The organism is uncultured Cyclobacterium sp., assembly GCF_963976465.1.
In the GTDB taxonomy this organism is placed as follows: domain Bacteria; phylum Bacteroidota; class Bacteroidia; order Cytophagales; family Cyclobacteriaceae; genus Cyclobacterium.
Window position 1 is genome coordinate 1 of the sequence record NZ_CAXBOC010000331.1, and the last position, 6,771, is coordinate 6,771.

The following is a 6,771-nucleotide window of genomic DNA, read 5'->3' on the forward strand; positions in this document are numbered from 1 at the left end:
GTATTGGTTTCCTCATATACTTTTATTGCCAGTGTAGCGGCCATATTACAGACGGGTGCAATGCCTGTATTCGTAGATTCAGATCCTGAAACTTTTCAGCTTGACCCGGAAGAAATAAAGAAGAAAATCAACAGCAAAACCAGGGCAATTTTGCCGGTACATATTTTGGGCTTGCCGGCAGATATGGACAGTATCATGACCATTGCCAAACAAAACAACCTGATTGTTGTGGAAGATGCCTGCCAAGGTTGGTTGGCAGAATATGACCATAAAAAAGTAGGCACCTTTGGCCTTGCCGGTTGTTTTAGCTTTCAGAATTCCAAAAATTTACCCATGGGAGAAGGAGGTGCCATCGTAAGCGACAACGATGAGTTTATGGACAAGTGCTTTTCTTACCATAACTATGGGTACCCATATGGATCCCTGGTTGGGGCTGTTAACCAAGGAGCTGTTATGGCAGGAACTAAACTCAGGCTAACGGAGTATCAGGCGGCCATTGGCTTGAGTCAATTGGAACGGTTGGATGATGAAACAAGATTGAGAGAGACCAATGCAAGCTATCTTAAAGAACAGTTGGAAGGCATTCCCGGGATTAGCACTTATGTCCTGTACCCAAAGGTTAATCGGGCAGTTTTTCACCTTTTCCCTTTCCGGTTTCATAGGGAAGGGTTCAAAGGGCTATCCAGAGATGTTTTTATAAAAGCTTTGCGAGCAGAGGGAATCCCCTGCAGTAGTGGCTACACTCCCCTGAATGATAAACTGTACTTAAAAGATGCTTTTAATTCCAAAAATTACCAGCGAATGTATCAGGCGGAAGAATTGGATTTTGAGAAATTTGTAGCTGAAAACCAATGTCCTATAACGGATAAGCTGTGTAACGAAGAGGCCATATGGTTGTCTCAGCGCATGTTGCTGGGGAGCCGCACTGATATGGACGATATAGCCAATGCCATAAAAAAGATTCATGAAAATGTAGAAGAATTACTTACCTATAAAGGATAATTTAATACCATAATTAAAATTGAACAAACCATTGAAATCAGAAAATAATAAAGAAGGGCTATTGGCACAAGCCTACTATTCAGGCTTTGAATTGGCCCATGACACTTACCAGGCCATGAGTTGTGCCTCAGACGGGAAGATTTACTATGTATTGTCCTCGGAGTCTGTAACCAAAGCCGGTCAACTGTATAGCTTTGATCCGGAGACTGAGAAGATAGAGTGGTTAGCTGACCTTTCAGAGGCTTCCGGAGAAGGGGATAGCAATACCTTACCACAAGGGAAAAGTCACGTTCCTTTTTTTGAAAAAGAGGACAAATTGTATTTTGGAACCCATATTGGTGTTTATGAAATGATCGATGATATGGAGCGACTTCCCGTTAATCCAATGGATGGGGTCGCACCTTATTTGGGAGGACATTTCTTGAGTTTTGATATGAAGACCAAGGAGATAGAAGATCTTGGAATTGTTCCATATGGAGAAGGGGTGTTAACCATGACCATGGATACCAAGCGAAACCAGATTTATGCACTTACATGGCCGAGCGGTAATTTTCTACATTTGGATTTGAATACCACGATACTTAAGGATTTCGGTCCAATTTCCGAGAAAGGTGAAGCAGGGATTGTAGGAGATGACTATAGGGTTTTGTGCAGATCATTATTGGTTGTTCCGGATACCGGTAACCTGTATTATACCACCTCCAAAGGAGATATTTTCAGCTATAATCCCGAGAAAGAGGAGGGGCCTTCAAAGCTGCTTGACATTCATATGAGAAGGGATTATTTTGGAGAGTATGATCCTAAAGTTCCCGGTAATATGGGCTACAATTGGAGAAGGATATTTTGGCATGAGGAAGATAATGTGGCATACGGGATTCATGGTAACTCCAATTACCTTTTTAAATTTGACCCGGAAAATGCAAAAATTGAACTACTGGACAGGCTTTCTTCGCTTCCTTCTAAAAGAATGGGAATGTTTGATCAGTTCAGCTATGGCTACTTGGGCTTTGACTTGGGGCCGGACAAAGAAACCTTGTATTACCTTACAGGAGGCCCATTAAGTGATAGACCGCCCATTGATGGAGCCAAGAAAATTGCCAAAGGTGCGGCCAAAGAGCTGGAAAATTTACATTTGGTAACCTACCATTTGCCTACAGGCACTTACAAGGATCATGGCCCGGCTTTTTATGAAGATGGAAGCATCCCTACTTATGTAAATGCCATAGCCATTGATAAAAGCAAAAATGTCTATACCATGGCAAGAATGCAAATGCCATTTGGAGAGATTCAGGATTTGGTGAAAATTCACTATCCTAAATCATAAAAAGATAAAAAAAGGAGCCTATTTTAGGCTCCTTTTTAATTATTTACTTTTTGAACTCATTATTAATTTTATCAGTCCTCCTTTGACAAGATCTTCATGCCTTAGTCCGATACCTTCGATCGTTTGACCATTGAAGGTTTTCTGAGAAAGATAATAATTGTTCGGTCCATTGTTTTCTGCCTGAATGGTGATTGACTTTCCGGGATAGTATTCTTCATTCAAGTGAATTACGGCTTTGTCAAAGATAGGGCTTCCCAATTCATAGATGGGGTTTTCTTCAGTGCCGGCATTCATCTGAAACAATCCCAGTTTCATCAACACGGCCAAAGAACCCATAAGTCCTTGGTCTTCATCTCCATTGAAACCGCTTTCGGGAGATAGCCCAGAAAATGCTGCCTCCAATATTTTTCTTGACCAATATTGTGTGAGATCAGGCCGGTCCAAATAATTGAATATATAAGCCGTTTGAATGGAAGGTTGATTTCCATAATTAATCGGAATTCTACGGTACTCGGGATGGGTTTCTACAGAATGGGAGGTTCCAGATGTAAAGCCCAGTTTTTCAGCCTGTTCAAATTGTTCGTTCAGTCGAGCAGCAGCTTTTTCTTTTCCACCCATTAGGCCGGCCAAACCTTCTATGTCATGGGGTACAAACCAAGTGAATTGCGCTCCATTGGCCTCTACATAACCTTTGGCATAGTTGTAGGGATCAAAGGGGTTGGCCCATTTTCCATCTACATTCTTAGGCCTGATCCAGCCACTTTCCGCATCGTAGAGGTTTTGGTAATTTTTTGAACGTGCCAAAAAATTATCAGCATCCTCTTTTTTGCCTAAAGCAAGTGCGAGTTGCGCAAGAGTCCAATCCTGATAACTGTACTCCAAAGTTTGTCCGGCACCTTGTTCATGTCCTCCAAAACGGCCTCTTGGGTTAGGGTAAGGAACGTAGCCCATTTTTATATAGTCTTCCACATTACCTCCTTTAGCAGTTTTGTGCTCATAACCTGACCTGCTCATCATTCCTCCGGGCATATGGTTTTTACGGAGTCCCTCGTATGCCTTGTCAATATCAAATCCTCTGATTCCTTTTTGGTAAAGCCCTACAAACAGTGGGGTGCTAGATGCACCGGTCATGACATAGGTGTAATTGCCTCCTGAAGGGCCCCGTGGAATCAAACCTCCATCTTGGTAATATTGAAGCAAACTGTTGGCAAATTCTTCAGCTATTTCCGGATATACCAAGCCCCACAATACATTAATGGTCCACTGAGCACCCCAAAAAGAATCGGAATTAAAGTGCCTAAAAAGTGGCTTTCCTTGGTCATCTACTGGCAATTGACCAACCCGGAAAGATGTTCCGGTATTGTCCGGGTAAGCACCATTTACATCACTAATGGTCCTTCTTCCTTGAAGAGATTTCCATAGATCTGTATAAAAACGCCTTTGTTGCGTTACTGTATTACCTTCTACTTCAATACGACCGAGAAGTTCATTCCAAACCTCTTGGGTTTCTTTGACCACCTTGTCAAAATCCCAATGGGGAAGTTCTTCTTTCTTATTTAAGGCTGCATTTTCAGGCTTAGTATAAGAAAGTGCTACTTTCATTTGTAAAGGCTTTCCCTTACTTTTTCCAAAGCTCACTATTTTATGTGGAGAATCTTCAGACTCCACCCAATCCACTATGGGTTGATCAAACTCGACTTGGAAATAAACAGTCAAAGTGTTGGGCCTTCTGGATGTAGGGGAATTGGTGACTTGCCCTTCCAGTAGATATGGTGAAATTTGTTTTAAACTTCCATCGATCATTTTACTGGGTCCTAACACTCCTTCTAAATGAAATAAAATGGCCTGATTTTTATCTTCAGGAAAGGTGTACCTATGTAAGCCTACACGTTGGCTAGCTGTTAATTCTGCAGAAATACCATAGCGTTTTAGAAAGACTTTGTGGTAACCGGGCATTATGGTTTCCAAGTCCCTGTCGTAAGTAGAGTAATAGTCTGCCAGCAGATCCTCAGGAGCTGCATCAAAACTGACAGGCATCACAGAAACGCCGGACATTTGCCAGGCATGAATATGACTGAAACCTTTTACTGTATCCGAATTATACCTGTAACCACTTCCCCAAGCACCGTCAATTTCGTGATCAGGGCTTAAGTTAACCATTCCAAAAGGTCTGGTGGCGGCACTAAAATAAAACCATCTTGAGTTAGCGGCATCCAAAAGAGGATAGACTTTATCAATAGGTTTAGGTTCTGGGTTTAATTGGAATCCCATGGATGGGATTACCAATAAGATTGTTAATAAATTGACTAGGAGTTTTAGCATATTGATAGCTATTGTTTTTTAGAAAGTGCCAATTGCCAGTTCCAGCTGTCTCTTAGCGCTTCCTCCAAATTGAATCGGGCTTTCCAGTTTAATTCATCGTTGATTTTTGCTGTATCAGCCCAAACTTTAACCACGTCACCAGGTCTTCTGGGGCCGATTTTATAATTGAGGGGTTTACCACTTACTTTTTCAAAGGCCTTGATCACATCCATTACTGTGTTTCCATTACCGGTTCCCACATTGAAAATATCATAAAAAGGGGCTTCTTTTCCTTTAAGATGTGAAATGGCTTTTACATGTGCTTCTGCCAAATCCATTACATGAATATAATCCCTTACACAAGTACCGTCTGGGGTATCGTAATCATCTCCAAATACAGTCAATTCTTTCCTTATCCCTACACCTGTTTGGGTGACAAAAGGAACGAGATTAGAGGGAACTCCTAAAGGTAATTCACCTATTTCAGAAGATGTATGCGCACCAATCGGGTTAAAATACCTCAGGGCAATAGCGGATAAAGCAACCTTACTATTTACCTGATCCACTAGGATGTCTTCGCAGATCTTTTTGGTATTTCCATAAGGGCTTTCTGCTTTTTTCCTTGGTGTGGACTCTTTGACGGGGAGTTTGTCGGGCTGACCGTATACAGTACAGGAAGAAGAGAATACCAGGTTTACCACATTGTGTTTATTCATGGTTTCCAAAAGAACCACCAAACTACTGATATTGTTGTGGTAATATTTTAAAGGAAGCATTGAGCTCTCACCTACAGCCTTGAAGGCAGCAAAATGAATCACTCCTGACAGTTTGTTTTCAGTAAAAATGCGGTCCATTAAAGCAGCATCGTTACAGTCTCCTTCGTAGCAAAGGATGTCCTGACCTGTGATTTTTTTTAATCCATCTAAAGCGCTTTTTTCTGAGTTTGAAAAATCATCGATGATGATGGGCTGGTAGCCGGCTTCCAAAAGAGCCACCGCCGTATGGGAACCTATATATCCGGCCCCACCAGTTATTAAAATATTTTCCATGCTCAAATATAAAGTTTTAACCTATTCATAGAAAGAAATCAAACTTAATATATCATGGGATGATTGCCCAATATATTATTTATGCCAAAGGAGGAGGCTTCAGAGGATTTATTGATTCAGTTATGCTTTTCTTCGAGCTATGTATTCATCGAGGGATGGAAGGCTTTATTTGACTAGGAACTTAGCATACATGATGGAAGGAAATCAGTTGATAGGACTCGGGATCCAAATGGGTTTCCGGTTTTGCTTTAAGAAGAAAAGGGAAATGGCAAGAGAATTATGCGGTTTACAAAAAAAAAACAGCTAAGCGCTGGCTTTGAATGTAAATGAGCGAGGCAGGTCTAAAAGGTTGGATTAGCCTTTAGGTTGGCTATGTTGTACTGATAATAATTCGGAGAATTCTCTAATGGTTTTGGTGTTTGTTTTGGGGTGTCAATAAGTTTCTCTACCTTTGCAGGCTGAAAGGAGGTGTAATTATATGATCGTAGTAAACGTAAAAGAGAACGAATCTATCGAAAAAGCGCTAAAGCGTTTCAAGAAGAAGTTTGACAAAACTGGAGTCATCCGTGAATTGAGAAGCAGACAGGCTTTTGAAAAACCTTCTATCACTAGAAGAACAGAAGTAATTAAAGCAGCTTACAAGCAACGCATGCAAGAAGAAGAAGGTAAATAAGAAAACCTTTCTTTTTCAGAAAATATTGAGCATATTGATGTTTTATAAGACATCAATATGCTTTTTTCATTTATCAGCTATCTTGAACACGAGAAAAGAGTAAGCCGGCATACCATTTTGGCTTACCAGAAAGACCTGGACCAGTTTATGGAATTCATAAACACGGCTTTTGGTATGGCTCACCCTGAAGAGGCAGGTCATGCAGAAATTAGGGCTTGGATGGTTGACCTTATTGAAGATGGACTAGAAGTCGCTACAGTCAACAGGAAAATGGCCACTTTACGGTCATTTTATAAATTTTTATTGCGGTCTGAAATTATCAGTAAAGACCCTACTTTTAAAATCCGCTCCTTAAAAAAAGGGAGAAGCCTGCCCGCATTTATTCAGGAAAAGGAAATACAGACTTTATTAGAAGAAAGTAA

The 6,771-nt window shown here is 40.9% G+C and carries 6 protein-coding genes; 4 read left to right on the top strand and 2 right to left on the bottom strand.

Annotated elements, in window-relative coordinates; all coding sequences use genetic code 11:
- Both AAC037_RS16975 and AAC037_RS16980 read left to right on the top strand, forming a co-directional pair.
- Nucleotides 1-1,002: DegT/DnrJ/EryC1/StrS family aminotransferase (locus AAC037_RS16975; protein WP_339904226.1), on the top strand; the 1,002-nt coding region annotated here is incomplete at its 5' end.
- Between the two features lie 31 nt (nucleotides 1,003-1,033).
- On the top strand, nucleotides 1,034-2,326 hold the full coding sequence (locus tag AAC037_RS16980) for a hypothetical protein (RefSeq protein ID WP_339904227.1): 1,293 nt from the start codon (nucleotides 1,034-1,036) through the stop codon (nucleotides 2,324-2,326).
- A gap of 39 nt (nucleotides 2,327-2,365) precedes the next feature.
- Here the strand turns inward: AAC037_RS16980 and AAC037_RS16985 are convergent, their stop codons facing one another.
- Nucleotides 2,366-4,648 (bottom strand): GH92 family glycosyl hydrolase, encoded by a 2,283-nt coding sequence (locus AAC037_RS16985; protein WP_339904228.1) that lies wholly within the window; start codon nucleotides 4,646-4,648, stop codon nucleotides 2,366-2,368.
- A gap of 8 nt (nucleotides 4,649-4,656) precedes the next feature.
- Nucleotides 4,657-5,676 (bottom strand): UDP-glucose 4-epimerase GalE, encoded by a 1,020-nt coding sequence (gene galE / locus AAC037_RS16990; protein ID WP_339904230.1) that lies wholly within the window; start codon nucleotides 5,674-5,676, stop codon nucleotides 4,657-4,659.
- Nucleotides 5,677-6,154: 478 nt separating this feature from the next.
- Here galE and rpsU point away from each other — a divergent pair, with 478 nt between their 5' ends.
- The gene (rpsU, locus tag AAC037_RS16995; RefSeq protein WP_014020953.1) at nucleotides 6,155-6,349 is read left to right on the top strand and encodes a 30S ribosomal protein S21; all 195 of its coding nucleotides are present in this window, start codon (nucleotides 6,155-6,157) and stop codon (nucleotides 6,347-6,349) included.
- A gap of 57 nt (nucleotides 6,350-6,406) precedes the next feature.
- Nucleotides 6,407-6,771, top strand: a 365-nt coding sequence (locus AAC037_RS17000) for a site-specific integrase (RefSeq protein WP_339904232.1), incomplete at its 3' end; no start/stop codon positions are given.